The sequence below is a fragment of the Candidatus Frankia alpina genome (assembly GCF_902806485.1).
In the GTDB taxonomy this organism is placed as follows: domain Bacteria; phylum Actinomycetota; class Actinomycetes; order Frankiales; family Frankiaceae; genus Frankia; species Frankia alpina.
Genome location: NZ_CADCWT010000400.1, coordinates 1 through 2,681, shown reverse-complemented (window position 1 = coordinate 2,681; position 2,681 = coordinate 1). Strand labels below are relative to the sequence as shown.

Annotated in this window: 4 protein-coding genes; all 4 read left to right on the top strand. The window is 72.4% G+C overall.

The window, feature by feature from the left end; translation table 11 throughout:
* The coding region (locus G6R25_RS23260) for a hypothetical protein (RefSeq protein ID WP_163554573.1) at nt 1-206 on the top strand (206 nt) is incomplete at its 5' end.
* A gap of 236 nt (nt 207-442) precedes the next feature.
* Nucleotides 443-820: a hypothetical protein gene (locus tag G6R25_RS23255; RefSeq protein WP_163550363.1), complete on the top strand. Its 378-nt coding sequence runs from the start codon at nt 443-445 to the stop codon at nt 818-820.
* A 63-nt stretch (nt 821-883) separates the two neighbouring features.
* Nucleotides 884-1,324 (top strand): hypothetical protein, encoded by a 441-nt coding sequence (locus tag G6R25_RS23250; RefSeq protein ID WP_163554572.1) that lies wholly within the window; start codon nt 884-886, stop codon nt 1,322-1,324.
* A 458-nt stretch (nt 1,325-1,782) separates the two neighbouring features.
* The coding region (locus G6R25_RS23245; RefSeq protein WP_163554571.1) for a bifunctional DNA primase/polymerase at nt 1,783-2,681 on the top strand (899 nt) is incomplete at its 3' end.

Here is a 2,681-nt window from a genome sequence, read left to right as displayed (position 1 = left end):
TCATCCCCGCCGCGAAGGTCCCGCCGCTGCTGCTCCACCTCGCCCCCGCCTGGACCCCCTACAAGACCATGACCGGCACCGGACTCGTCAAGCTCCTCGCCGCCGAAGGCATCAAGGTCCCCTCCACCGGCAACCGCTGGCCCCTCGACCCGGTCACTGTCCGTGAAGAGATTGCCCGCCGGTCCACCGTCGACCTCGACGAGTGAGTGAGCCCCCCACCAGCCCCTGAACCGCGCCTGACAGGCCCCTACGGCCCTCCGATCCCACTGCCCCACCTGGGGCTCACTCGCCTCACTTCCCCCAGCCCAGCAGGCCCACCGGCCCCCTGAGCCCACCGGGTTAGAGATCTAATTCGCCCGCGGCGATCTAACCGCCCGCGAGCCTCGTTCAACACGCCCACCACCAGTCACGCAGAGTCACAGATCTTGGAAGGGGATGGCTGATGGCAGACACCTGCACCCGCTGCCGCGAAACCCGGTACGTCGGCCGTGGACGTGACCGCGGACCCTGCCCGGCCTGCAACGCCGCCGCCGGTGGCATCGGCGACCAGGCCGCCGGCGCGGCCCAACGGGCCTTCGACGGGCTGATCGGCCGCCGCCGCGACGTCGACGGACGCCAGACCACCAGCCGGCCGCACCGGTTCGCCACCGAGACGACCGCCACCCGAGGCCCGCGCCGGAAGAAGACCGCTGCGAAGAAGAAGTCGACCGCCCGGGCGCCGCTGATGCCGCCCTGCGACCGGTGCGGCACCCGCGGACCGCTCACCGTCACCAGCCGCGCCGCCGTCTGCACCGGCGGCTGCACCCCACCAGCCACCTGACACCCACCCGCCGGTCGTCACGTGATGACCGGCCACGCCCACACCCCAGCGAAAGGACCGGCCATGACCCACACCGCCCCGACGCCCAAAGACCCCTCCGGCCACCCGCGCACCGGCATCCCCGCGCCCGTCGACTGGGAGCGGACCTCCCTGGACACCGCCGACCAGATCGAGCAGGTCTTTCCCGCCATGACCACCGTCACCGTCGACGGCACGGACATCGAGATCTGCGAGGACTGGGCCGACGACGAACTCACCTTCACCGAACTCCTGCTCGCCGGCCACCACGACCGGCCCACTGCCCTCGCCGCCGCCCGCACCTACCTCGACGCGCACACAAACGACCTGATCGACGAGACCCGGTCCTGGGCGCACCCCCACGTCCGTCACGGCCATATCCGCTTGTTCCTGCACCACGGTCTCGACAGTGACGAGGCCTGGACCTGGGTTGCCCACCCCATCAGCCGCGACATTCCCGTCACAGCCGTCACCGCACCCGTCTAACCCCGCCTCGAACGAGACGCCACGGCCAGATCCGCCACAGCGATGCCCGCCGCTGTCACGTCTCCGCTCCCGGCTGAGCCTTCCCCTGACGAGCCGTCACCACGACCGAACCGCGACCACCCCGGGAGAACACCCATGCCCGCCACACCCCAGAGGTCCACCGAGAAGGGCACGTCGCATCGACCGCTGACGTGGGCGAACTCCCTGGGCAACCTCCCGGGCAACTCCTCGCCCTACTCCCCGCGCCGCTCCTCGGCCTGCTTGCGGTGGCCGGGGCAAACAGCCTGGTCAGGGGCACTGGGCAACCAGGTGCCAGCCATCCGACATGTCTTTGTCCTGGTCTGGCACCGCTAGCGGGGAGAGCTCGTGACGGTTCCCGCCCACATCAAGCCATCCGCGCCAACCCCCTCTCACCCGCCGGTCGTCACGTGACGACCGCTCCGCTGAAAGGACCGACCATGACCGCTGGCGTTCCTCACCCACCCGCACGGGCCGCCGCCCAGCCGGGGTGCAGGTGGCCGGATCGGCGTGCCGCCGCGTTGCACTACGCCGCCCGCGGCTGGCAGGTATTCGTCCTCGGTCGCACCAAGCGGCCCGTCGCCAACTGCGAGCCGTGCGCCGCCGCCGGGCCCGACCACGACCGGGAAGCCTGCCCGTGTCTGACCTGCCACGGCTTCTACGCCGCCACCGTCGACCCCGAGCGGATCGCCGCGATGCTCACCGCCGTCCCCGAGGGTCTGCTCGCGATCCGTACCGGCGCCGTGTCCGGCCTGGCGATCATCGATATCGATCCGCGTAACGGCGGCCGGCTTGACCGGACGCTGATGAACCCGACCGCGACCGTGGCCACCCCCGGCGGGGGCTGGCACCTCTACTACGCCCACCCCGGCCGGTCGCTGCCCGGCAAGCTCCCCGGCCGGATCGGCGTCGACATCAAGACCGACGGCGGACTCGTCGTCGCTCCACCGTCCACGCCCGCCGGGGCCGCCCGCGGCTACCGGTGGACCTCCCAGCCCCGGCCCGTCGAGGAGATGGCCCCCCGTCTCCTCGACGCCTGCCAGACCCGCTCGGGAGCGCCGGTCCCAGCGGCCACCGGCACCGCCAAGACCAGTCCGACCGGCCTCGTGGGGGGCGGGGCCATCTCGAAGCCCGACGCGCTGCTCGCGGCAACGCTGGCCGCTGTCGACCGGGCCCCGCAGGGGCGACGGCGCGTCACCCTCTACGGCGCCGCCCGCGGCCTGGCCCGCATGGTCGCCGCCGACGCGCTGAACACCCTCGACGCCGTCGACGCCCTCACCGCCGTCGGTGCACGCAACCAGCAGACCCCCCGGGACATCCGCGGAGCGATCAAGGGCGG